This is a genomic window from Faecalibacterium sp. I3-3-33, assembly GCF_023347295.1.
GTDB lineage: Bacteria > Bacillota > Clostridia > Oscillospirales > Ruminococcaceae > Faecalibacterium.
Window position 1 is genome coordinate 2533760 of the sequence record NZ_CP094469.1, and the last position, 23315, is coordinate 2557074.

Genomic DNA, 23315 nt, shown 5'->3' on the forward strand with positions numbered 1-23315 from the left:
TCATTTTAGTCTCTATAATACTTTTACATAGTCGCCCTGACTACGTATCCACATCTGGATACCCGTTCCAAACACTTCCGCCTCCAGCAGCCAGCCTTTTTCCGTCACCTGCAAAACTTTTGCCGTCGGCAGACGGTCCAGCACAGATTCCAGACTTGGCCCGGTGTACTCGAACCGGATAGTCTGCAACTCTCCGCCGTACATGAACTGGATGCGCTTGCGCATCTCGCCTTCCTGAAAGCGGTCTTTATAGCGCTGGGCAAAGTGCCGGTCAAGGGTCTTATAGTTCTGGATGCGGTCGATGCGATAAATCGTCGGGGAGTTATCCTGCGGGTTCTGGAAATGCTTGTCCTTGTCAATGCCCTCAATGAACGCTGCCAGATAGAAATAATACTCGCTGAACAGGATGCCCACCGGCTCGATGGTGCGCACCCGGGTCTCACCATCATGGGTGCGGCAGTAGGTAATCTCCATCAGGTTGTGGTTTTCTACCGCCGTGCCGATCTCCCACAGGCTTTCAATAAATTTCCGGCCGTGCTGCGGCTCGACATAGTGGAAACGCTCGTTGCTGATAAGGTCTTTGACCTGATTCAACCGGTCCAGCGGTGTACAGGCCAGGATCAGCTTGTCCAGAATGGGGAACATTTCCTCCTTGACCATGGAGCGGCTTTCCAGCAGAATCTTGCACACTGCCAGAATCTCGCTGCTGGTGAGGAAGCGTGAAAGCGTGTCATCCAGCAGATAGCCGCCCTTTGCGGAGTTGTATAAGATCTCTCGGCGCGGCTCACTGTCTGCAAAATGATTGCGCAGGGTGTCAAGGTCGCGCTGGATGGTTTTCTCACTGACACCGAAGCGATCAGCCGTTTGCTGTTTGTTCAGCACACCGCCCTGTACCAGCACCTGTTGGATATAGAGTATACGGTCCAATCTACTATTACGCACAGTTCATTCTCCTTCTCTGCTCATTGTAACACAACACAACTATCACTGCAATTCTTTGTGTGAAGTTTTGTCGTTTCACGGAATTACAAAAAAATTTTTGTCTCTTTTGCACAACCCCAGTATACAAAAAAAGATGGACAGGCAGTCTGTCCATCTTCTAAAAAGTCAAGGTAGACTATTCTTAAATTGCCAACCTCTTTTGAAGCGATAGGCACTGTTCATCAGTTCATCTGTGATGGTGTAAAGCGCCCGGCGTGGCGAACCATATCCACCAATCAACCCCATCACAATTGTAAGATTCAACACAAATGCAATGCTCAACAGCACCATCAAAAATTTTTTCATATGCTCTTCTCCCTTTATCTTATGATTCCATCACTTTTCTGCCCCCATTATACAGATTGGGCTGGACGGTATGGTTGTCCATCCTACACAAGCCACAAAAAAGGAACACGGCATTCTCGTTTTGAATGTCCCGTGTTCCTTCTGTCCGCTTTTGCAGCACTTCTTCTACATAAAAGTCAATCCTTCATTTCAGTGTTCTCCCGAATCTGCCTCTTATACTTATAATAGGTATTCCGGGCAAGTCCAGTCAATTTCATGCACTCCATGTCATCCAATGTGCCGCCAAACGCCTTACAATGGATACGGATCTTCTCCTTGGCTGCTTTGGACTTTTGGGTTTCAAACCCAGTGCCCTTTTTGCGGCCAACCTGCTTACCATTCAACCGGGCAGTCAAAAGACCCTCACGGGTGCGCTGGTGCAGATCGGCAACTTCTTTTTCGGACTGCTCAAAGGCCAGTTTGATCTGCTCTTTTGCCAAGGCCATCAAATATTCATTGATGCCTTTCAAGATGAAATCCACATTCGTCCCTGTCATGGCAATGCTGCCGGACAGGGCTTTTTTGTAGGTCTCGGTGTCGATGTGGTGCTCTTTCAAGAACACCAGCCGGATGCCCTTATGGTAGAGGTCATCGTACAGAGCAAACCCCTCTTCTGCATTTCTGGACATCCGGGACACCGAATCGAACACCACCGTATCTCCTGCTTTCAGAACCCGGTAGAGCTTCAGCCATTCCGGGCGAAAGATAGATGTGCCAGTGTAGGCTTCCTGTACAATGTGGGCGGTCGGATATTCGGCCTTGATATTGCGAATCTGACGGTCAATGCTCTGTTTTGCAGTTGAAATTCTGCAGTAGCCATAAATGCTCATAACTTTTTTCTTTCTGTATCAAAAATGCCGTTCGTCATTTTAGCGTTGCCGATTTGCTGACGCAACTCTCTCAAACGATAGATAATTTGATACTCTTTTACCTCTACGGCATTTTTAATACTTTTCCGGCACAAGTTTTCTGTTATTCTTGCTTCACATAGGTCTTTATAAATTCTTCCACTGTGACACATGGCTTTTGATTTTTCTCTGTTCCTCCAAACGGAGCGTAGTTCCAGTCGGTATCCTCGTCAATATATCGCCGCCCATCATCCGGCAGTTCCAGCGGTTCCGCAAGGATGATGGTGCCCCAGTGGTTGACCATCACGAAGGGTGCGATCTCACAAGGGATGCCCCGGCACTCATCATCGTGCCGGACATCGTAAGCGTACAAGCCGTCCGGGATGGTATCTCTCTTGATGCGGATACTGGTGAACAGCGCAGGCTTTCCGCAAACCGTAATTTCTTCGTAGTGTTCGGTCATTGCATTAAAGGTCATAAGGCGTTCCTCCTATTAGATTTCAATGATAAAAGCTCTGAATTTCTCTTTGTAGAAATCCATTGCACTCTGCGGCAGAGAAGTCAGATTCCCTTCGTTGTCACATCCGGCCAGAAATCCCGGCCCGGCAAGAACATCGGCTCCATCCCACAGCGGACGATTGAGCGGCAGGCCAAGCAGCTTGCCTTCATCATTGCAGACCAGTGTGACCTCTGAACCGGTGTCACTCAATGTGATGCATTCGATCAGCCCGCCTACAAAGTTCTGCATGGCTTCAAGAGTGTTGTCCAGATTAATCTCCTTTGGCAGCTCCATTGGCAGGAGCGCAAGGACTTTGATTTTTTCTTCTTTCATCGTAAAATCTCCTTCTCCTTATGCTACGTTTAGCCTTGTAGCCTTATAGCAGTCAGCGCACATTCCCTCATGGGTGGCTGCAAACTCTGCCGCCTGCATGATGGAGCCATCTTTCAGCTTGACCCTCTTGATAGGCTGGTTGCACCGGGCGCAGATGCAGGGCATGGGCGGCTGTTCCTGCTTCGGGCTAGCGGATCTCGGTTTCGGCTGCTTTTGCGGTTCTGTCTCCGGCTGCGGTGCGGCATCCTCCGGCAAATCTTCTCCGGCATAAACGTACAGGCCCAGACCAAACATAGCAAGGTTCTTCACTAAGCACCGCATGATAGCTTTATTCACATCGAACATAGAGGCTGCTTCTACGGTGCGCTCTTCCATGCCGATCTTTTCACGGCGGCGAGTCTGAGGATTGTAGTCCCATTTCGGGGTGGTATAGGTGTAAGGCTCAGCTTTCATGGCTTTGTTTGCGCCATCCAGTACAGGCAGCCACATTTCGTGCGAAACGCCCTCTATCGTGACCGAGGTGTACACCATAAAGCCGGTTATGGGGTCATAAACATAGGGCAGGCCGTTGAATTTCTTGACCTCGTAGCTGGCAGCGGGATACAGCTTCTTCACCTCTGCCCAGGCATACGCCCAGCTTACATATTTCAGCTCGGTATTGCCGGACTTTTTGACTTCCAGATGATCTTTGAAGTCGATAGCGAATAATTTTACGAACGGATTTTCTGTGGCCATAAGATAACCTCCAAGAAAAAAGGCGGCAGAGTATTTACTCCCTGCCGCCAATTACAAAATTTATGCCGCATGAACGATGGTGAACCTGCGGCTGCTTACATTTTTGCTGTACCGATTGAAAATATCGGGCTGTTCTTTCTTCAAACGCGGGGAATCCACACGCTTGCTTTCGGAGGACACCCATGATACCTTGTAACCCGGTGCTGTGCCATAGGCAGCATCCTGCATTTTCAGCTTGACCTGTTGCTCGATAGCCGTTTTCTCCTGTTCCATCTGCTCGATTTGGTCGGAAAGCTCCTGCCGCTTATCCAGAAGTCCATGCAGGGCACTCAGGTCAGCGGTCTTGTCGCGGTCATCCACCTCATATAGTTGGTTGATCTGCTGGGTGTCACAATCGCAACCGTTGGGTGCAGGGGGAATCTGGGGCACAACATGGTTCGTCCAGAAACGTTCTTCCTTATCAATGAGGTCAGAAAGCACCTGCTTATCCGTCACGATTTTGTGGATCACCAGCTCTTTGCCGAAAATCAGAGCCGCCACATACCAGCAGTCGAAACCGCTGACGGCTAAGTAGTGGTCAACCTGCGCCAGATAGTGAGCCGGGATTTTGCCATCTGCCCACCTGTCTGCGGAGAACGGTGAGACCGTTTTGCATTCCAGCCCGGCCTTCTGCCCAACGATCAGGCGGTCGAAGTCTGCCAGAAGCAGCGGATGTTCCTCGCTCTGGTAGATGGCATTTGCACGGCGCACCTTAAAGCCCGTTTCTTCGGAAAACCGCTGCGCCACATAATCCTCCAAGTCACGGCCCTGCCGCATGGCCTCGTTGTCGATATTTTCAATGGTATCGCTGATTTTATCGTAGTACACCTGAAATGCGGAGCGATAGGGATTCAGGCCCAGGATAGCCCCGGCATCCGTGCCGGTAATGCCGCATTTGCGGTAGCGGAGCCAATCTTCTTTGGACAGGTTCCGTGTAGATACAAGTCGTTTCATGCAATGTTCAACCTCTCTTTCATCTGTTCTTCCGCAATAGAGAAATCATATTCCACCAAGTCTTTGATAATGGTGGAAAATTCATCCACCAAGGTACGGTCATCGTCCAGCCACAGGGCATACAGGAAATCCAGAATATTTCGCTGCACTCGGAGATGGTTCCAGAAACGCTCGTCCATCTGCTTTTCGGTGTCCAGCGTGATTAAAGCACTGACAATGGTGCTTTTCATCGTGATCTCGTATGCCGTGGTGCAAGTAGGCTTTGGAAAATCAGCTTCGATGCTGTTCAGGAACTCAGAAAATTCCCGGACAGCCCGGTTGCTCACATCGTTCATACGTCCTCCTTTATGCTGCTGCCAGCACCATCTTGTAGGCTTTGTCGATCATGGGATTGCCCTCTGCGGTGCGCAGGAACAGATTTTCGTTGTAGTTGCGAGTTTTACGGATGGGGTCTGCATGGGTAGCAAAGTCCGAAACAGCGTTTACGAACCGCCAGCCGTTCTTTCCGACCCACTCCAGATCGGGTGCATTATAGTAGCGAGCCTTCAAATCTTCCTGCAAGCGCAGGTTGTTCTTCCGCTGGCCATCGGTCAGGTCTTCGGTGACAGGGAAAAACTCATCGATGAACTCCTGCACCTTGCGGTCAGACAGCTTGATGGTGGTCAGCTCATGGATGCCTTTACCCAGTTCTGCCATGTAACCGTTGGCAAGCTGCAAGGTTTCACGAGCGTCTTGCACCCGGAGCAGAACATTTTCGGTGTGGCGGGCAGTCCAGATGCGCTTTGCAGTACCCAAAGCCAAATTCAAGGTGTTCTGGCAGACCACACGAACCGGGGTCATAGCGACTTTTACACCAGAACTGCCATCGTGACTGTTAAAGAACACAAGATATGGGGTCACTTCATCTCCGGCGATGATGTACTTCTCCGGCAGCTTTGCCAGCATCCAGACTTTCTTGCCGCCCTGCAAAGAACCGGCAGTTTCATAAGTAACGCCTTCACCCAGCAGGTCATCGGTGAACTGGAACGCTTCTTCGTTCTGCACAATGCGGTAGCGGTCAGACACCACACCCAGAACAGCATCATCGGTGCTGCGGACATTGGCACGATAGCCGGGAATCATGGCACCAATGCCGGAATAGATATTGCGACTTTCCACCTGCCAATCCAGACCAGCCAGTTCCAGAGCTTCACGGCTTGCAGGGGCATCCATCACGATACGGCCAAGGCCGTGCCAAGGGGTTTCACGGACAGAGAACATGGTTTCAACATTTGCAGACATAACTACTACCTCCTAAAATTTTAATGTGATTACTTGTTTTCGAGTTTATGGGCGATCCAAATAATGAGTATTACGGCAGTTTTCCCGATTGCCTTTGCACCCTTCATCAGAATCTTTACCATAACATCAGCCATTGTTTTTCCTCCATTTTCAAGTAAAAAGTAAAGACCTGTGGACAGAATCAAACTGCTCACAGGTCTTTCTACAAAGATAATATATAACTGTAATTTTTTCAGATACGCTTCGTCTTGTGTCAGGTGTGTCAAATGTGTCAGGCTTTTATGAAACTCTCTATATATTCTTTATTTTTATCCCCTTCCTCTCTATTTTTCTTAGATATGCGATAGGGTAAAAATATAAAATGTAATAAAGGTTTCTCGAAAATTCTGACACATCCGGCACAACTGACACAGTGTTTTACGTTCAAGTCTTTGTGCGGATACCCACGGCTACCGTGAGGTCATGCCACTCATTTTTACGAATCCTCTGATTCCGGGAAGCCTTAAAAGCCTTAGCTTCTTCAAAAGAAATCCTAAAACGAGCCATCTCCATAAAGCCATCCAACGTACAAGTAGCACTATTTCGACTCTGCACTTCTGTCAGTTGGAAATCAAGCACCCAGCGATACTCCTCGTTTGTCAGCGGCGTGATCTGCGCCACACAGCTATTGATAAGCTCCCGGTCAACATCATTTCTAGATGCCTTCTGCCACTCATCCAACTTCTGCGCAATTAAATTCATATCAAGGGTTCCACTGCGCTCATCCTCCTGTTCCACATTCTCATATTGAGATTGCAATTCTGCAATCTGCGCATCCAGTCCCCTTCGCCGTTCTGCCAATTCCTGTTTTGTGATGATTCCGTCTGCACACAGGTCTATGTACTTATCCAGACGCTCCCTCTGTCTGGCGATGCTGTTTTCCAGCATCGCCTTTCTGGAAATGCGGACAGTCTTTTCTTCTGCCATGCAGCGGTTCAAAATTTTATAGACCTCTTTGACTGTTTTGCCCTTGTCAAAGGTGAGATGTTCAAATACTTTTGCTGCCATCAAGTCCAGCTTCCACTCACAGATTGCCTTGATTTGGCAGCTAATTCCCAAGTCCAAGCCATGCTCCTGCAAATAGCTGATGCTTGGCCTACGGGTACGGCGATAACACTGAAATCCATGAACCACTGCACCATCCCGATTTACACGCCACTTGAACTGGATAAATCCTGCGCCACAGCTGCACCGCAGTTTTGCCGTCCAGACTGACTTTGGCGTATTTCTCATGTACTTGTGCTTTTTCCCATTTTCATCTATTACCCGTGCTGATTTCGATGCCAAAATCTGCTGGCATCTATCCCACATTTCTTCTGATACCAAAGGCTCAAAGTCACCTTTCACATAGATGTAGCTGCTCTCGTCCAGATTTTTAACACGTTTCTGTGTCAAATATCCGTCGCTGTGGGATTTATTGTAGCAAATACACCCCTTATAGGTTGCATTATGTAGGACTCTGCTCACCTTGGAAGCGTCCCACGAAACATGGCCGCCTGCATCTAATCGGCCAAGGCGGTATAATTCGTTTACGATTTTAACCAGCCCATTTTCTCCGGTAGAATACATTTGGAAAATCAGCCTTACTGTTTCAGCTTGGTCAGGGTCAGGAACATAGGTTCCGTTCTCCCTGCGGTATCCTAAGATATTTCCACTGCCATACAGAACGTGCTTTTCTCTGCTGATTTTCTGCCCAGCCTTTACGCGCTCTGAAATTTTGCGGCTCTCATCTTGTGCCATAGAAGACATGATTGTCAACCGAAGTTCACCATCATTGGTCGCGGTGTTGATACCATCGTTGATGAAAAACACGTCCACCCCACGCGCTTTCAACTCGCGTGTGTAGGACAGCGTATCAACTGTATTTCGTGCAAAGCGACTCACTTCGCGAGTAATGATTAGGTCAAATTTGCCCTTCTGGGCATCCTCCATCATGCGCAAAAACTCTGGCCGCTTCTGTGCTTGCGTTCCGGTAATACCTTGGTCTACGTAGACCTCCACGATTTCCCAGTCCGAATGCCGGGAACATTCGATTTTATACCACTCCAACTGATTTTCCAGTGCGTTGATTTGTGCCTCATGTTCTGTTGAGACACGCGCGTACACGGCTATCCTCATAAAATTTAACCTCCACTGTCTCTGACTCTTTTCTGCGGCAAAAAGAAAGGCTCTGGCCAAATCCCCTCCGCCAGAGCCTTTCTCTGTTGTTTACGAAGCCTTTGCAGGCGGTTCTTCCTCCTGCTCACGTTTCATCCGAAGGAAGTTCTGATAGGTAGGCAGGTTGATTACCCCTGCCGCAAAGAGAGCTTCCACCAGACAATAGGCCATCGCCTTTTCGTCAATTTCCAGCATTGTGATACCTCCCTTGGTTATCGTTAATGGTGCTCAGAGTCAGAGGTATAACGTATCATCGAAGAATCAGAAGTTACGGACGGAGCTTGATTCCATAAAATCCCCATACCGCATTTTCTGATGAATTGAGACGTTTCCGATCATGTTTTCCTCCAAATTTAACGACGCACTTGTTAATCACTATCGGGCTACACGGACAAACTCCTTTTTCCTCACAATAGTTTTCGTAGGCATTTTTCAAATCAGTTGTCGGACAAAAAGTTTCATGATTGACCTTTTCACAGTGCAAGTCAATAAACTCCCAGAGATAGTCAATTGGAGGCTTTCTTTGCACCCCCTTCATGCTATCCACATCTGGAATTTCTGGAAAGTGCCAGTCTAATTCTTCGAGTCTTCGAGCATAGAATGTAGCCTTCGTGACTATTTCATTGCGTTCTTTCCATATCTTCTTTTCCAAATTTGGATCCTGTTCATCATCTGGAATTGAATGAGTAAAAGGAAGATATACAACACGTTTGAAAAAAGCCTCGTCCTCTCCCTCAATTTCAAGCGGAAAATTACTGGCGAACAGAAATTTTATTCTGCGGTGAAGCTTTTTTGAGCGTTGGTTTTTTCGTTGAATTTCAACTCCATCGCCACCTGTAATACGCTTTAATTTTGACACAGCACTCACATCCAGCCTTTCTCGCGGTAAATCAAGCGAGATGTTTATTCTCGCATCAAGCAACGATTCCGTTTCAAATTTTCCTCCGAGTTCTCTCAAAGAGAGGTTGCTTATTGCCTCCTCTGGAAAAAGTTTTTGTACGAAATTGCCCCATATGCTTTTTCCTGAATCTCTGGCATATCCCATAATAAAGAAAAATTTTCCTCTAGCTGGCTCAACTAAGAGGTAACCCAATGCCATCCAGAGGCGTTCCTCAATGTCCTTACGTCCGCCAGAAATTTCTTTCATAAATTTATCGAACACTGGACAATCTGCCTCTTCAGGGCTTTCTACATCTTCATTGTACTTTGCGTTCAAACAGGTAAATGTGACAAATTCAGGGTCATGGTCTTCAAATCTACCTTTCTTAACAAAAAGAATTCCGTTTTCGAATGGGCAGTACAATTTTTCATTTTTGGGCATCTCGTATTTCAGGATTTGCTCCATCTTTATGTAGTCATAAAGATCTCTGTAATTTCTCAAATTCACTGCACCATGAAGCTTCGGATCAACTCTCAATTTGTATAATTCGATTATCTGATCTTTTGTCAGATGCATATAGTATGTGTTTTCATAGTAGTACACCTCACCATCTACAACCTTAAGATCGCAAAATTCCTCCAGTGCATGTGCCATTTCATACATCGGGTGGTATTTTGATTGACTCCTTTCCGTTCGTTCAACCTCTTCATCCTCTGATTCTAAGTCATCCTCTTTCTTTTCATCATATTTGAACAATTTTTTTAACGGGTTATTTTCCTGCGTACTTTTTTCCTTCTTTTTCCCTTTCTTTTTCTTCTTTTCTTTCTTCGCCGCATTATTCTTGAAAAGTGATGCCGCAAGAACCACATCGGTTTCATCGCTGTTATCCGGGTACCACTCACCATCCTCTGCGTCGAAGCTATCATCCAAAGATTTTAGAGAGAAGTCACCTCCCTGACAGTCAAAAATATTTTTGTTTTGCTTGCCCATAATATCGCTCCTTTATACATATTCCTTTTTAGGGGTACTTTTATTATGCCACTAATAAAATTTATAGGTGCGGGCAAGCAAAAAACTTTTTAATCGAATTTTCGTCATTTTATTTTCGTTTCATATTTCATCTATTCGTATCGTTCATGTTTTATTCATATTCCAGTCAAAACCACCGGCTGAGCCGGTGGCTTGAGTAAGCCCTAGAAGGGCACCTTACTGGCAAAGCCCCTTAAGGGGCCACGAGCAAGCATCTTTCATCTGCATTACCTGCCCTACCGCTCTAACGAGCTATGTTGCAAAGTGCATCTTCCAAGATGACAATTTCTCTGCCATCTCGCTTCGCTCGAATTTTATAGCTAAAGCATTTTCTACTCCACCAGCAGAGCTGGTGGTTGTCGCTCGCTCAAGCTACCCAAAAGAAAAATACCCTTACGCGAAAACTATTTTTCGCGTAAGGGTATTCACTTTATTTCGATTTCTTGTTTTCTAGAGACTTTAGAAATCCTTCTACTGCTTCTTCATCCCTGTATAGACTCATATAAGTTCTATACTCTTCCGTTACTTTATCTCGACATTTATCCAAAGCCTTCGTAACCATTTCAAAAATTACTCTTTGCCCCTCTGATGTGCATTTAAGCGATTGCATTTCGTTCACCATAGTAATCAAACTTTGTAACGCCTCTTCTGTTTTGCCGCTTCCTGTTCCAAATAATTCCGTCAACCTATTCTCTATTATACTCTCTTCAAACTTCGTCCTCGGATTATTGGCCAAGGAGTACATTCCTTCTTTTATTTGATCTTTCACTCTTTCATCCAGCTCTTCTACTTTTTTTGACTTTATGCACCCTATAATATCATACTCTATATGCTCACAATCTTCATCATTTCCCATAAACAGCTTAAAGAATTCACAATTTTGCTCTGTAAGATAGATGTATCCTCCTCTTGACAGATAGCTATATGCTGAAACATCAGAATCCGGCATTTGTCCCATTACAATATTAAACTTGCTTGTAAATTCATATTGTAACGCTCTCAACTTGCTTACTACAACTCCCCCATCTGTCGAAATCTCTGACTCGACACTTCTTTCTGTTATTCTTTCTTTCCAATTCGGAAGCTTGCCAGTTTCTCTTTCTCTCAATATATTTAGCAAAAATTGTCTAAGTGTAATGTATCCCTTTTCTATATTTTCTATTTCTGCTAAATCTACCTTGTCTATCGTTGCTTCTCTTACCTTTTCTCCAATGCGTCTATATCTTCCAACAATCTTTTCTAATTTTTCTTTTCTTTCTTTTTCTAGTTTCTTTATAGATACGATGTGTTTTTTATCTATCAATTTTTTCTTTCGTTCAATTCTTCGCTCTACTCTTTGCATCTCACGGTATTGACATTCCATATGTTGGGAAATTTTTTCAAGATAAGTTTCGTTTGCTTCTGTTAACTGCTCCATCAGTTCTGCTTTTTTCATTTCTTTTGTAAGTCTGCCCACAACCATTTTCCTCCTAATATACAAAAACCTCCCCGGCAAAACCATTCAGTTTCACCGGGGAGGTTTATCATACGCTTATCTTCCCATGTTTTGCACGATTAGTGCATCTTCATGCAACAATCTTACTTTCTGGGATTTTTGATCGCAGCCTGAGCAGCGGCCAGACGTGCGATAGGCACACGGAAGGGAGAGCAGCTGACGTAGTCCAGACCGACGTTGTGGCAGAACTCCACGCTCGTGGGGTCGCCGCCGTGCTCGCCGCAGATGCCCAGACCCAGATCGGGGCGGGTCTCACGGCCGTCGTGGGCAGCCATCTTGACCAGCTTGCCGACACCGATCTGATCCAGATGCTGGAACGGATCGCTCTCGTAGATCTTGTTCTCGTAGTATGCGCCCAGGAACTTGGCAGCGTCATCACGGCTGAAGCCGAAGGTCATCTGGGTCAGGTCGTTGGTGCCGAAGCTGAAGAACTCAGCTTCCTTGGCGATCTCGCCGGCAGTCAGGGCTGCACGGGGAATCTCGATCATGGTACCGACCTGATACTTCATGTCAACGCCAGCAGCAGCGATCAGCTCGTCAGCAACCTTGACGACAACGTCCTTGACGAACTTCAGCTCCTTGACCTCGCCGACCAGCGGGATCATGATGTGCGGGGTGATCACATGGCCGGTCTCAGCAGAGACGTTCAGAGCAGCCTTGATCACAGCACGGGTCTGCATAGCAGCGATCTCGGGGTAGGTAACAGCCAGACGGCAGCCACGGTGACCCATCATGGGGTTGAACTCATGCAGAGAAGCAACCACGTTCTTCAGGTCTTCGTAGGTCATGCCCATGTCGGCAGCCAGTTCCTTGATGTCCTCGTCCTTGGTGGGCAGGAACTCGTGCAGGGGCGGGTCCAGATAACGGATGGTCATCGGGCGCTCACCCATGATGCGGTACATAGCCTCGAAGTCACCCTGCTGGAACGGCTCGACCTTGGCCAGAGCAGCCTCGCGCTCTTCCACGGTGCGTGCGCAGATCATCTCACGGACAGCCTTGATGCGGTCCTCAGCGAAGAACATGTGCTCGGTACGGCACAGGCCGATGCCCTCAGCACCCAGATCCACTGCCTGCTGTGCGTCACGCGGGTTATCAGCGTTGGTCATGACCAGCAGCTGACGAGCTGCGTCTGCCCAGCCCATGAAGCGGTTGAAGTTCTTGTTGCCGGTAGCGGCCACGGTTGCGACCTGCTCGCCGTAGATGTTGCCGGTGGAGCCGTCGATGGAGATCCAGTCGCCCTCGACGAACTTGTGGCCGTTGATCTCGAAGGTCTTTGCCTCCTCATCGATCTTGACCTCGTTGTCGTTGCCGCAGCCGGAAACACAGCAGGTGCCCATACCACGAGCAACAACGGCTGCGTGGCTGGTCATGCCGCCGCGGACGGTCAGGATGCCCTGAGAGACCTGCATGCCCACGATATCCTCGGGGCTGGTCTCCAGACGCACCAGAACGACCTTCTTCATCTTGCCGGACTTGACCATCTCCTCTGCCTCTTCAGCAGTAAAGACGATCTGGCCGCAGGCAGAACCGGGAGAAGCTGCCAGACCCTTGCCGACGACCTCTGCAGCCTTCAGGGCAGCAGCATCGAACTGGGGATGCAGCAGGGTATCCAGCTGCTTGGGCTCCACGCGCAGGACAGCCTCCTGCTCGGTGATCATGCCCTCGTCCACCAGATCGCAGGCGATCTGCAGAGCAGCCTGTGCGGTACGCTTGCCGTTACGGGTCTGCAGCATATACAGGTGGCCGTCCTCAATGGTGAACTCCATATCCTGCATATCGCGGAAGTAGTTCTCCAGACGGGTAGCGATCTCGACGAACTGATCGTACACCTCAGGCATCTGATCCTTCAGGTGGCTGATGGGAGAAGGAGTGCGCACGCCGGCAACAACGTCCTCGCCCTGTGCATTGATCAGGTACTCGCCCATCAGCTTCTTAGCGCCGGTGGCGGGGTCACGGGTGAATGCAACGCCGGTGCCGGAACGGTCGCCGGAGTTACCAAAGGCCATCTGCTGCACGTTGACAGCGGTGCCCCACTCGTAGGGGATCTCGTTCATCTTACGGTAGACGTTTGCACGGGGGTTATCCCAGCTGCGGAACACGGCCTTGACAGCCTCGATCAGCTGATCGCGGGGATCCTGCGGGAAGGGACGGCCTTCGTTCTCCTCGTAGATCTTCTTGAAGGTGCCGACCAGTTCCTTCAGGTCGTCAGCAGTCAGGTCCACGTCGTTCTTGACGCCCTTGGCTTCCTTCATCTTGTCGATCTCGACCTCGAACAGGCTCTTCGGGACCATCATAACGACGTCGGCGAACATCTGCACGAAGCGGCGGTAGCAGTCGTATGCAAAGCGGGCGTTGCCGGTCTTCTTTGCCAGACCCTCAACAGCCTCGTCGTTCAGGCCCAGGTTCAGGATGGTGTCCATCATACCGGGCATGGACTGACGTGCGCCGGAACGGACGGAGACCAGCAGGGGGTTGGTGTTGTCGCCGAACTTCTTGCCGGTGATCTCTTCCAGACCCTTGAGGTGCTCAAAGATGTCAGCAGTGATGTCGTCATTGATCTGACGGCCGTCTGCGTAATACTGGGTGCAGGCGTCGGTGGTGATGGTGAAGCCCTGCGGCACCGGCATACCGGCTGCGGTCATCTCGGCCAGACCGGCACCCTTGCCGCCCAGCGTGTTCTTCATGGTGACCTTGTCACCGCCGAAAGCGTCATTGCCTTCGCTGAAGTAGTACAGATACTTTTTGCTCATGCGTTGTTTACCTCCCATTCGTGACCATCGGTACACTTGCCGTGGTCTCATCGTTTGCCTTGTCTTGAACGTACGATGAACATTGTTTTGTGAATGCTAAACTATTATACCAGAAAATCCATTCCTTTCCACCATGCAAAATCCCGAATTTGTCTGTTATTTTTTATGCAAATCTCTTGAAATTCTCCAAGTTTTAAGGTAGTATAGAATGGGAGAAAGTTCGAGAGGTTTTTTGTTTATACACGCGATTTCTCGTCCTGTTGGATACAACTTTCTATCCCTGTAACTTTTCAAATTCTATTTTGTCGGAACAAAGCTTTCCGCAGCGGGGTGCTGGGGCGGACAGGCAACAATTTTCCGGTCGCCTTTCCTGTCTCTCTTCCGCCGCGCGCTTTGGTGGGAAGGGAGACTTTTTTATGCAGAATTCCATTTCTGAGCAGGCCCGTGCCGCTGCCTTGGCACAGCTGGACGCCGCCGAGGCTGCCCGCGAGGACATCCTTGTGCAGCACATTGCAAACGGCGTTGTCATCAACAGCCGCACCGTACAGATCGACCCGGAGGTGGTCATTGCCCCGGGTGCTGTGATCCTTGCGGGCACCATCCTGCGGGGCAAAACGGTCATCGGCGCAGGCTGCGTCATCGGCCCCAACACCCTCATCGAGGACAGCACCGTGGACGAGGGCACTACCGTGAATGCCAGCCAGATCTACGGCAGCCACATCGGCCCCCACAACAACATCGGCCCCTTCACCCATGTGCGGGTGAACACTGTCACCGACTACGGCGTGCATCTGGGTGCCTATGTGGAGACCAAGAACTCCAACTTTGCCCGTGGCAACACCGTGAGCCATCTGACCTACATTGGCGACAGTGATGTGGGCAAGTACTGCAACTTCGGCTGCGGCACCGTCACCTGCAACTACGACGGCAAGGACAAGTTCCGCACCCAGATCGGCGACTACTGCTTCATCGGCTGCAACACCAACCTTGTGGCCCCGGTCAAGGTGGGCGATGGTGCCTACACCGCCGCCGGCAGCACCATTACCAAGGATGTGCCCGCACAGGCACTGGGCATCGCCCGGGAGCGCCAGACCAATCTGGACGGCTGGGCAGAGCCCAAGATGGAAGCCTACATCGCCAAAAAGCAGAAGCTGGAAAACGAGCAGAGCAAGTAACGTTCTGCCGGAAGGGAGCTGCGTATGAAGTCTGAAAGCTTTCGCAAGCAGGCATTGAGCCTTGTCCTTTTCTTCGCGGCTGTTGCCGCCGTGTTCGCCCTGACCCGTCTGCGCAGCGACCCCGCCAAAAAGCAGGCCGAGTTCGTGGTGCAGCAGCTGCTCTCATGCTCTTCTGCCGTGGAGCAGGCCGTAGACGCCGCCGCACCCTCCGGCAGCGAACCGGGGCTTGCCGCAGTGGACACCGATGGGCTGTACGCCTTTCTTCAAGCGCAGCTGGGCGATGCCATGACAGCCGACTGCCTTGATAAAGTCATGGCAAACCGCCTGCCCACCCGCATCACCGCGCTGGCCGGGCAGTCCGGCGACAAGCTGACACCCGCTGACCTCACCCTGAAAAAGCGCGCCGGGGCAGAAAACTGCTACGACTTTTCCGCCGCCCTGCTGACCGCCACGGACAGCACCGCCGCCGCGCAGGTGTCCGGCACCATCACCATGGTGAAGGAGGACGGCCGCTGGAAGGCCGCCGCCATCACGCTGAACCTGTAATAAACCCTTTTGCCCCTGTGCCCTGCGGCATGGGGGCATTTTTTGCCCATTTCGCTTATAATGTATATCTTTTTGCGCGCGCGTATGTTATACTTAGATGTTGTATCACACTATTATCAGGAAAAGGTATTATCATATCATGAATGAAAACGATATCTGGCTCATTGCAGGGCTGGGCAACCCCGAAGCAAAGTACGATGGCACCCGCCACAACGCCGGTTTTGCCGCGCTGGACGCTTTAGCCGACAAATGGAACATCTCTGTGGGCAAGACCAAGTTCCAAGGCCTGTGGGGACAGGGCGAGGTGAATGGCCACAAGGTGGTGCTGCTGAAACCCCTGACCTACATGAACCTCTCCGGCGATTCCATCGCCCCCATGGCGGGCTTTTTCAAGATTCCTGCCGACCATGTGCTGGTGCTGTGCGATGATATCACACAGGCACCCGGCAAGCTGCGTATCCGTCCCTCCGGCTCTGCGGGCGGGCACAACGGCCTGAAAAGCATCATTGCCCGGCTGGGCGGGGAGAACTTCCCCCGCATCCGCATCGGCATCGGCGCAAAGCCCCACCCGGACTACGACCTTGCCGCATGGGTGCTGGGCAAGTTCCCGCCGGAGGACGCCAAGGCCATCGCCGACCGCTACGCCGACCTTGAAGCCGCCGCAAAGCTCATCATGGACGGTAAGCTAAGTCTGGCACAGAGCAAGTATAACGGGTAAGCGGAACGAACCCGCTAACCGCCGCGCATTTTCAATGGTCATCCTGACAGGAAAGGAGGTTTTTCCATGTACGAAGCCTTACTCAAGGCCACCCCGGAATATCAGAAGGTTGCCGCAAGCTTTGGCTCCGCAGGGCCGGCGGCGCTGTTCGGCCTGCCGCCCGCAGGCAGGGCGCTGCTGTATGCCGCCCTGCAAAAAGACCTTGGCCGGGTACTGTGCATCGTGACCCCCGGCGAGGCCGAGGCCACCCATTTTGCGGACGACCTCAAGGCGCTGGGGCTTGCCGCTGCGGTGTTCCCGCCCCGGGACTTTATGCTGCGCCCGGTGGAGGGTGCAGGCCGCGAGTACGAGTACCGCCGCCTTTCGGTGCTGGGCGCACTGGCAGGCGGGCGGCTGCAGGCCGTCTGCGTGCCCGCCGAAGCGCTTTTGCAGTACACCGTGCCCCGAGCAGAATTTATCCAGAACACCCTTACCCTGAAGCCCGGCATGGTGTATAACCGCGAAGCACTGGTGGCACGGCTGTTTGCCGCCGGGTATGTGCGGCGCAGTCAGGTGGACGGCCCGGGACAGTTCAGCGTGCGCGGCGATATCGTGGATCTCTACGCGCCGGATATGCGTCAACCCGCCCGCGTGGAGTACTGGGACGACGAGATCGACTCCATGTCCTCCTTTGACCTGCTGACCCAGCGGCGGGACGGCGCACTGGAAAAAATCTACCTCTCCCCTGCCCGCGAGGTGCTGTTCGGCAGCACCGCCGAGACCGCCGAGGCGCTGCGCAGCGCCATCAAAAAGGCGCGCGGCAAGCACCGCACCGCGCTGGAAAAGGCCACCGAAGCCGATCTTTCCCAGCTGGATTCCGGCCTGATGCCGGAGGCCATGGATAAATATTACGGCATCCGCTACCCCGCCCCGGCCACGCTGCTGGACCATCTGGACGCGCCGCTGTTCATTCTGGACGAAGTGGGCGGCATCCGGGATGCCCAAAAGGCCACCGAGTTCCGCCGCAGCGAGGAGCTGACCGGGCTGCTGGAGGAGGGCGTGCTCTGCCCCGGACTGGATGTACTGTACCAGACCATGGACGATCTTGTCATTGCCGCTCAGAACCACAGCACCCTGCTGTGCGAGAACTTCCTGCGCGGGATGAACGAGTTCAAGCTCAAAGACCTTATCAATGCCGAAGCCTTTGCCGCCCCCAACTGGAACGGCGACCTCGCCTCCCTGCGGGAGGACTTAGACCCGCTCATCGCCCAAGGCTACGCTGTCACCCTGTTTGCCGGTACGCCCAAGGGCGCAGCCGCTTTGACCCGCGACCTTGCCGACAAGGGCTATGCCGTGAGCATGAGCCGGGATGTGCGCCCCGCCAAGGGCATTTTGCAGGTTCTGCCCGGACACCTGACCGCCGGGTGCACCTTCCCCTTTGCCCACGCAGCGGTGCTTTCCAGCCGCCGCCACGGGCTGGACGAGGAAGCCGCCGCCGAGGCCAAAAAGCGCAAAAAGAACAAAAACGCCCTGTCCAGCCTTTCGGACATCAAGCCCGGGGACTATGTGGTGCACCAGAGCCACGGCGTCGGGATGTACGCCGGGATCCAGCGGTTAGAGGTACAGGGCGCTACCAAGGACTACCTCAAGGTGCAGTATTCCGGCTCGGATGTGCTGTATGTGCCGGTGACCCAGCTGGATCTGCTCAGCCGCTACACCGCCCCCGGCGACGAGGAAAAGGTAAAGCTGGCAAAGCTGGGCGGTGCCGAGTGGCAGCGCACCCGCGCCAAGGTGAAAAAGGCCACCGAGGAGATGGCGCAGGAGCTGATCGAGCTTTACGCCCGCCGCCGTCAGGCCACGGGCTACGCCTTCCCGCCGGACGGCGACTGGCAGCGGGACTTTGAGACCCGCTTTGACTACGACGAAACCGACGACCAGCTGCACGCCACCGCCGAGATCAAGCAGGACATGGAAAAGGGTTACCCCATGGACCGGCTGCTCTGCGGCGATGTGGGCGTGGGCAAGACCGAAGTGGCGCTGCGCGCCGCCTTCAAGTGCATCATGGGCGGCAAGCAGTGCGCCCTGCTGGCACCCACCACCCTGCTGGCGTGGCAGCACTACAACACCCTGCTCTCCCGCATGGAGGCTTTTCCGGTGAAGATCGGGATGCTGTCCCGCTTCCGCACCACAAAGCAGCAAAAGGAGACGTTGCGCGGCTTACAGGCCGGCAGCGTGGATATCGTGGTGGGCACCCACCGGCTGCTGTCCAAAGATGTGAAGTTCCACGACCTCGGCCTTGTCATCATTGATGAGGAACAGCGCTTCGGCGTGAAGCACAAGGAAAAGCTGAAGGAGAACTTCATCGGGGTGGATATGCTCACCCTGTCGGCCACCCCCATTCCCCGCACCCTGAACATGGCCATAAGCGGCATCCGGGATCTTTCCACCATCGAGCAGCCGCCCATCGAGCGGCAGCCGGTGGAGACCTTTGTGCTGGAATATAACGACGTCATCCTTGCCGAGGCCATGAAGAAGGAGCTTGCCCGGGGCGGGCAGGTGTACTACCTGCACAACCGGGTGGACAACATTGAAGCCTGCGCCGCCCATGTCAGCCAGATGGTGCCGGGTGCGCGGGTGGGCATCGCCCACGGCAAGATGACCGAGGAAGAGCTGAACCCCGTGTGGCAGCACCTGCTGAACGGCGAGATCGATATTCTGGTCTGCACCACCCTTATCGAGACCGGCATCGATGTGCGCAACTGCAACACTCTAATCATTGAGGACGCCGACCGCATGGGTCTGGCACAGCTGTACCAGATCCGTGGGCGGGTGGGGCGCTCCGGCCGCAAGGCCTACGCCTACTTCACTTTCCGCCGGGACAAGACTCTGACCGATATCGCCCAGAAGCGGCTTTCTGCCATCCGGGAGTTCACCGCTTTCGGCTCGGGCTTCCGCATCGCCATGCGGGATTTGCAGATCCGCGGCGCGGGCAGTCTGCTGGGGCACAGCCAGCACGGCCACATGGAAGCTGTGGGCTACGACCTCTATGTTAAAATGCTGGGACAGGCCATTGCCCGGGCGCGGGGCGAGCCCGTCCAGCGGGACAAGAGCGATTGTCTTGTGGACCTGCGGGTGGACGCCTTTATCCCGGAAAAGTATATCCCGGACGGCGCGGGCCGCATCGAAGCCTATAAGCGCATTGCCGCCATCCAGACCCCGGAGGACGCCGCCGACGTGCTGGACGAACTCATCGACCGCTACGGCGACCCGCCGCCCTCGGTGAGCGATCTGGTCAACGTTTCCCTTGTCCGCGTACAGGCCGCTGCCGTGGGCGTGTACGAGGTGACCCAGAAGAAGGATACGCTCGTGCTGAATCTGGAAACGCTGGACCTTGCCATGATCCGCGGCCTGCTGCAAGCTTTCAATGGCCGGGTCACCGCCGGGGCGGGCACAAAGCCCTATCTCTCGGTGGTATTGCAGCCGGACGAAAAGCCGCTGGAACTGCTGCAAAACATCCTGAAAGCAATGGATGCTATTTTAAACAATAAGGAGCAAAACGCATGAAAAAGAAACTGCTTGCGCTGGTATGCGCACTTGCACTGACCGTCAGCCTTGTGGGCTGTGCACTCTCCACCCCGGACACCGTGGGCAAGATCGGCGATTTTGAGGTGACCAGCGGCCTGTACCTGCTGGCGCAGTACGATGCCTACCAGCAGGCTGCGCAGCTGGCGGATTCTGAGCAGGACACCAGCAAGGTAAAGTCCTTCCTCAAGGCCACCATCACCACCGATGCCGACACCGGCGAGACCGCCGTGGTAAAGGACTATGTGGCGCAAAAGACTCTTGAGACTTTGCAGACCCTTGCCGCCGTAGACGCCCGCTTTGCCGAGCTGGGCGGCGAGCTGACCGAGGAGCAGAAGTCTGCCGCCGACAGCTACGCCCAGCAGCTGATGGACAACTACGGCGACACTTACACCGCCAACGGCATCGGGCTGGAGACTTTGAAGCTGTTCCAGCAGCTGCAGTACAAGCACACCCTGCTGCTGGATCTTGTCTACGGCAAGGACGGCGAGACCCCTGTGGAGGATGGTGAGCTGACCGAGCATCTGGACAGCACCATGTACGAGATCGGCTTTATCACCGTGCCCCTGTACAACACCAGCACCTTCGCCTTTGCCACTGATGACCAGAAGGCCGAGATGCTCTCCCTTGCCAAGGCAGCTGCGGACAGCTACAATGCCAATGCCCCGGAGGACACTTCCAGCCAGCTGACCGCCTTTAACAGCATTGCAAGCAGCGCACTGCCCGGGATCTGCGCCGTACTGGACGCAGAGGTCCCCTCCACCAGCACCCTGCAGACCGACCTGCTGAGCGAAAGCGACCTGACCGATGCCTTTACGCAGGAAGGTGCCGCCGATACCCTGCGCGGCCTTGCCTACGGGCAGGCAGCCGCCATCCAGTACTCCGGCTACGCCCTGATGCTGGCCGTCCGTCTGGACCCGCTGGGCGTCTCCACGCTGGATGCTCTGCGCAGCCAGATCCTGAGCGACCTGAAAGGCGAGGAGCTGGACGATGCTCTTGCCGCCTACGGTGCCCAGATGGCGAGCACCCTGAGCAGCTCTGCCATGGGCAAGCTGCCCGCCGCCAAGATCGTGAACGCCACCAGCGCCAACAGCACCAACAGCTGATGACCTTGTAAAATAATGCGCCCGGGTTTTCCACATTCTTTCTGCGGAAGGTGGAAAATCCGGGCGTTGTTTTTTATTTTATTACTTTTGCAAACTCTGCGGCAAGGGCGGCGTTCACCGAACGGACGGCGTTGGCGTCCGGCTTGATGGCGGTGCGATCGTAGGTGAACAGACCATTCACCTCGTCCTCCACGTCGGTCAGCTGGGTGTATACCAGCGCCGAAAGCCCCTTTTGCAGCTGCGGCAGCACCGTGCCCAGCTGCAATTTTTTGTACCGGGCGGTCAGCTCCTCCCTGCTTTTGGCCGTGCCGTAGCCGTAGGTCTTGCGGGGCGGCTCATGCCCCGGCATAGGCCATGCAATACCGCCGTATTCGCTCAGGGCTATGGTGCGGGTCTGCGGGCGCACCCGCAGGGGGTAAAAGTAGTTGTGCAGGGAGTATACATCCCCGCCGCCCTGATCGTACCAGCCGCTGGCTTCGTCCACAAGCCGGGTGTCGTCCAGCGCGCGGATGGCCTGTACTGCCCCGGCGGCATCGTACTGTCCCCAGCCCTCGTTAAAGGGCACCCAGCAGCCCACGCAGGGGTGGCAGCGCAGCGCCTGCACCGTATCTTCCAGCTCCCGGCGGTATTCTTCCCGGCTGCTTTCGCTGCCCCGGCTCAGCAGCCCCCACAGCGCCGCCTTGTCCGGCAGGCGGCGCATAAGCGGCTGCAAAACATTGGTCAGGTAGGTGACGAACCACAAGTTATACTTACTGCCGCCGTTGACCATATCCTGCCAGACCACAAGCCCAAGCCTGTCGCAGTGGTAGTACCAGCGCTGCGGCTCAAGCTTTGCGTGCTTGCGCAGCAGGTTGTAGCCCAGCGCCTTTACCTCGCTCAACTCCCGCTCCACCGCCGCATCCGAGGGCGGGGTGTACAACCCCTCCGGCCAGTAGCCCTGATCCAGTAGGCCGTTGAGCAGAATGGGGTTATCGTTCAGGCAGAAGCGCAGCACGCCCCGTGCGTCCGGTGCGCAGCTCCACTTGCGCAGGGCAAAGTAGCTGTGCACGGTGTCGAACTGCTCTTCCTCTCCCTGCGTGGTGCCCACGGTCAGGTCGTACAAAAAGGGCGTATCCGGGCTCCACGGAAAGAAATATTCGTCCGCAATATGCAGCGTCACCGTGCCGTCCCGGTCGGCCTCATCACCGCCCCAATCCTCGGCAATGGTCACGCCCCCGGCGCGCACCACCGCCCACAGGTTCGCTGCGCCGCCGGGTGCAGAGGTATGGGCTTTCACGGTCACGGTGCGGGCATCGTAGTCCGGCGTAACGGTGAGAGACTGGATGTAATTTTCCGGCACGCGCTCCAGCCAGACCGTCTGCCAGATGCCGCTCTGCGCGGGGTAGAACATCCCGCCGGGCTGCAAGGTCTGCTTGCCCCGCGCCTGTGTGCCGTGGCCGGTGGGGTCCTGCACCGCCACCCACAGGCTGTTGCGGCCTGTGCCGTTGAGCTGCGCGGTGATATCCAGCGTAAAGGACCAGTAGCCGCCCCGGTGACCGCCCACCAGATGGCCGTTCACCTGCACGGCACAGGCGTAGTCCACTGCACCGAAATGCAGCAGCACCCTGCCGCCCGTCCCGGCGGGCGGCGCAAAGTATCGGTGGTAGTGCAGCCACTGCCCGGGCTGCAATGTGCGCCCCACCCCGGAGGCGCGGCACTCCGGCGCGTAGGGCACCAAGATCTCACCATCCCAGCCCGCCGGGCGCTGTGCCGAGGCGGTGATGGCGTACTGCCACGGGCCGTTCAGGTTCTCGTAGCTGTCCCGGCGCATGGCCGGGCGGGGATATTCCGTCAGAGGGTGCATA

Annotated in this window: 20 protein-coding genes; 5 read left to right on the forward strand and 15 right to left on the reverse strand. The window is 53.6% G+C overall.

From position 1 onward, the window contains the following. Window positions 1-12: 12 nt before the first annotated feature. From MTP39_RS11965 to ppdK, 14 genes are all read right to left on the reverse strand, one after another. Window positions 13-942, reverse strand: coding sequence for a helix-turn-helix transcriptional regulator (locus tag MTP39_RS11965; RefSeq protein WP_249240687.1), 930 nt, complete (start codon window positions 940-942; stop codon window positions 13-15). A gap of 165 nt (window positions 943-1107) precedes the next feature. After that, complete coding sequence (locus tag MTP39_RS11970) at window positions 1108-1287, reverse strand: hypothetical protein (RefSeq protein WP_249240688.1); 180 nt, start codon at window positions 1285-1287, stop codon at window positions 1108-1110. A 176-nt stretch (window positions 1288-1463) separates the two neighbouring features. Next, the gene (locus MTP39_RS11975; protein WP_249240689.1) at window positions 1464-2156 is read right to left on the reverse strand and encodes a recombinase family protein; all 693 of its coding nucleotides are present in this window, start codon (window positions 2154-2156) and stop codon (window positions 1464-1466) included. A gap of 142 nt (window positions 2157-2298) precedes the next feature. Next, window positions 2299-2652 (reverse strand): LPD28 domain-containing protein, encoded by a 354-nt coding sequence (locus tag MTP39_RS11980; protein ID WP_249240690.1) that lies wholly within the window; start codon window positions 2650-2652, stop codon window positions 2299-2301. A 15-nt stretch (window positions 2653-2667) separates the two neighbouring features. Continuing rightward, the gene (locus MTP39_RS11985) at window positions 2668-3006 is read right to left on the reverse strand and encodes a DUF3846 domain-containing protein (protein ID WP_249240691.1); all 339 of its coding nucleotides are present in this window, start codon (window positions 3004-3006) and stop codon (window positions 2668-2670) included. Window positions 3007-3024: 18 nt separating this feature from the next. Then, entirely contained in the window at window positions 3025-3741 is a 717-nt protein-coding gene (locus MTP39_RS11990) for a Sak single strand annealing protein (protein WP_249240692.1), read from the reverse strand. A gap of 60 nt (window positions 3742-3801) precedes the next feature. Next, window positions 3802-4734 (reverse strand): YqaJ viral recombinase family nuclease, encoded by a 933-nt coding sequence (locus MTP39_RS11995; protein ID WP_249240693.1) that lies wholly within the window; start codon window positions 4732-4734, stop codon window positions 3802-3804. Next, complete coding sequence (locus MTP39_RS12000; RefSeq protein ID WP_112149172.1) at window positions 4731-5069, reverse strand: DUF3848 domain-containing protein; 339 nt, start codon at window positions 5067-5069, stop codon at window positions 4731-4733. Before MTP39_RS12000 ends, MTP39_RS11995 begins: the two co-directional genes overlap by 4 nt. 10 nt (window positions 5070-5079) lie before the next feature. Next, the gene (locus MTP39_RS12005) at window positions 5080-6015 is read right to left on the reverse strand and encodes a DUF932 domain-containing protein (RefSeq protein WP_249240694.1); all 936 of its coding nucleotides are present in this window, start codon (window positions 6013-6015) and stop codon (window positions 5080-5082) included. Between the two features lie 423 nt (window positions 6016-6438). Continuing rightward, window positions 6439-8172, reverse strand: a complete 1734-nt coding sequence (locus tag MTP39_RS12010) for a recombinase family protein (RefSeq protein WP_249240695.1) — start codon at window positions 8170-8172, stop codon at window positions 6439-6441. A gap of 90 nt (window positions 8173-8262) precedes the next feature. Continuing rightward, the gene (locus tag MTP39_RS12015) at window positions 8263-8406 is read right to left on the reverse strand and encodes a hypothetical protein (protein ID WP_015537439.1); all 144 of its coding nucleotides are present in this window, start codon (window positions 8404-8406) and stop codon (window positions 8263-8265) included. A gap of 73 nt (window positions 8407-8479) precedes the next feature. Continuing rightward, window positions 8480-10081, reverse strand: coding sequence for a DNA primase family protein (locus tag MTP39_RS12020; RefSeq protein ID WP_249240696.1), 1602 nt, complete (start codon window positions 10079-10081; stop codon window positions 8480-8482). Window positions 10082-10550: 469 nt separating this feature from the next. Then, window positions 10551-11576 (reverse strand): hypothetical protein, encoded by a 1026-nt coding sequence (locus MTP39_RS12025; RefSeq protein WP_249240697.1) that lies wholly within the window; start codon window positions 11574-11576, stop codon window positions 10551-10553. Between the two features lie 122 nt (window positions 11577-11698). Then, window positions 11699-14365 (reverse strand): pyruvate, phosphate dikinase, encoded by a 2667-nt coding sequence (ppdK, locus tag MTP39_RS12030; RefSeq protein ID WP_249240698.1) that lies wholly within the window; start codon window positions 14363-14365, stop codon window positions 11699-11701. A 416-nt stretch (window positions 14366-14781) separates the two neighbouring features. On the opposite strand from ppdK, the gene MTP39_RS12035 reads away from it, so the two are divergent. The 5 genes from MTP39_RS12035 (at window position 14782) to MTP39_RS12055 (ending at window position 21471) form a co-directional block, all read left to right on the forward strand. Beyond that, complete coding sequence (locus MTP39_RS12035) at window positions 14782-15540, forward strand: UDP-N-acetylglucosamine diphosphorylase (protein WP_249240699.1); 759 nt, start codon at window positions 14782-14784, stop codon at window positions 15538-15540. 24 nt (window positions 15541-15564) lie between these two features. Beyond that, window positions 15565-16086, forward strand: a complete 522-nt coding sequence (locus MTP39_RS12040; protein WP_249240700.1) for a hypothetical protein — start codon at window positions 15565-15567, stop codon at window positions 16084-16086. A gap of 139 nt (window positions 16087-16225) precedes the next feature. Beyond that, complete coding sequence (pth, locus tag MTP39_RS12045) at window positions 16226-16804, forward strand: aminoacyl-tRNA hydrolase (RefSeq protein WP_249240701.1); 579 nt, start codon at window positions 16226-16228, stop codon at window positions 16802-16804. Between the two features lie 66 nt (window positions 16805-16870). Then, window positions 16871-20347 (forward strand): transcription-repair coupling factor, encoded by a 3477-nt coding sequence (mfd, locus tag MTP39_RS12050; RefSeq protein ID WP_249240702.1) that lies wholly within the window; start codon window positions 16871-16873, stop codon window positions 20345-20347. Then, entirely contained in the window at window positions 20344-21471 is a 1128-nt protein-coding gene (locus MTP39_RS12055; RefSeq protein WP_249240703.1) for a foldase, read from the forward strand. The genes mfd and MTP39_RS12055 overlap by 4 nt, the downstream gene beginning before the upstream one ends. A 73-nt stretch (window positions 21472-21544) precedes the next feature. Here MTP39_RS12055 and MTP39_RS12060 read toward each other — a convergent pair whose 3' ends face one another. Beyond that, window positions 21545-23314 carry a glycoside hydrolase family 2 protein gene (locus MTP39_RS12060; RefSeq protein WP_249240704.1) on the reverse strand — a complete coding sequence of 590 codons (1770 nt, stop codon included), beginning with the start codon at window positions 23312-23314 and terminating at the stop codon, window positions 21545-21547. Between the last annotated feature and the right edge of the window lies 1 nt (window position 23315).

Coding starts and splice junctions, on each gene's coding strand:
- MTP39_RS11995 (WP_249240693.1), bottom strand. CDS start 4,734: ATGAAACGACTTGTATCTACACGGAACCTGTCCAAAGAAGATTGGCTC.
- MTP39_RS12035 (WP_249240699.1), top strand. CDS start 14,782: ATGCAGAATTCCATTTCTGAGCAGGCCCGTGCCGCTGCCTTGGCACAG.
- MTP39_RS11980 (WP_249240690.1), bottom strand. CDS start 2,652: ATGACCTTTAATGCAATGACCGAACACTACGAAGAAATTACGGTTTGC.
- pth (WP_249240701.1), top strand. CDS start 16,226: ATGAATGAAAACGATATCTGGCTCATTGCAGGGCTGGGCAACCCCGAA.
- MTP39_RS12010 (WP_249240695.1), bottom strand. CDS start 8,172: ATGAGGATAGCCGTGTACGCGCGTGTCTCAACAGAACATGAGGCACAA.
- MTP39_RS11990 (WP_249240692.1), bottom strand. CDS start 3,741: ATGGCCACAGAAAATCCGTTCGTAAAATTATTCGCTATCGACTTCAAA.
- mfd (WP_249240702.1), top strand. CDS start 16,871: ATGTACGAAGCCTTACTCAAGGCCACCCCGGAATATCAGAAGGTTGCC.
- ppdK (WP_249240698.1), bottom strand. CDS start 14,365: ATGAGCAAAAAGTATCTGTACTACTTCAGCGAAGGCAATGACGCTTTC.
- MTP39_RS12005 (WP_249240694.1), bottom strand. CDS start 6,015: ATGTCTGCAAATGTTGAAACCATGTTCTCTGTCCGTGAAACCCCTTGG.
- MTP39_RS12055 (WP_249240703.1), top strand. CDS start 20,344: ATGAAAAAGAAACTGCTTGCGCTGGTATGCGCACTTGCACTGACCGTC.
- MTP39_RS11970 (WP_249240688.1), bottom strand. CDS start 1,287: ATGAAAAAATTTTTGATGGTGCTGTTGAGCATTGCATTTGTGTTGAAT.
- MTP39_RS12060 (WP_249240704.1), bottom strand. CDS start 23,314: ATGCACCCTCTGACGGAATATCCCCGCCCGGCCATGCGCCGGGACAGC.
- MTP39_RS12040 (WP_249240700.1), top strand. CDS start 15,565: ATGAAGTCTGAAAGCTTTCGCAAGCAGGCATTGAGCCTTGTCCTTTTC.
- MTP39_RS12015 (WP_015537439.1), bottom strand. CDS start 8,406: ATGCTGGAAATTGACGAAAAGGCGATGGCCTATTGTCTGGTGGAAGCT.
- MTP39_RS11985 (WP_249240691.1), bottom strand. CDS start 3,006: ATGAAAGAAGAAAAAATCAAAGTCCTTGCGCTCCTGCCAATGGAGCTG.
- MTP39_RS11975 (WP_249240689.1), bottom strand. CDS start 2,156: ATGAGCATTTATGGCTACTGCAGAATTTCAACTGCAAAACAGAGCATT.
- MTP39_RS12020 (WP_249240696.1), bottom strand. CDS start 10,081: ATGGGCAAGCAAAACAAAAATATTTTTGACTGTCAGGGAGGTGACTTC.
- MTP39_RS12000 (WP_112149172.1), bottom strand. CDS start 5,069: ATGAACGATGTGAGCAACCGGGCTGTCCGGGAATTTTCTGAGTTCCTG.